The sequence below is a fragment of the Rhodococcus sp. P14 genome, from assembly GCF_000256505.1.
Lineage (GTDB): Bacteria > Actinomycetota > Actinomycetes > Mycobacteriales > Mycobacteriaceae > Rhodococcus > Rhodococcus ruber.
Window position 1 is genome coordinate 1 of record NZ_AJFC01000415.1, and the last position, 517, is coordinate 517.

1 protein-coding gene is annotated in these 517 nt (G+C 64.6%); it reads right to left on the reverse strand.

The annotated features are described in order from the left end of the window. On the reverse strand, positions 1 to 517 hold a 517-nt coding region (locus OEY_RS29405; RefSeq protein WP_010596977.1), incomplete at both ends, for an IS1634 family transposase.

A 517-nucleotide genomic window follows, 5' to 3' on the forward strand; every position in this document is an offset into this window, starting at 1 on the left:
GGCGGTGTGCTCGTGGCCGGCGATCGTGATTGTGACTTCCTGCAAGGGACGCAGGGTCCGCACGATCTTCCGGATCGACATCCCGGTCGCGTCCTGCAGATAGCGTGAGATCGCCAACGCGGCGAACACGATGGTCAGGTGCGCCTCGATGGAATCGCGGGTGTGACTGAAGATCGGGCGGGCCCGCAGGTCGGTCTTCGACATCCGAAACGACTGCTCGACATGCCACAGATCGTGATACTTCGCCATGACTTCCTGTGGATTCATCAGCGAGACAGGCAGGTTCGTCACGTAGCCTTTCAGCCCGATCAGGGAACGCGCTCGGGCCAGAGCATCGGTATCGAGGGATTTGCCCTTCGCGGTGCTCTTGACGAACCGCGGTGCTCTAGCAGCACGGGTGCCGTCGACGACCTCCCGGGCCCGGGCTTCCTGCGCGTTCAGCGTCTGGTTGTCCCGCAGGGCACGCTTGGTCGAGTACGCCCAGATCGCCCGCCACGCCGTCGTGTCGGCCGGCGCC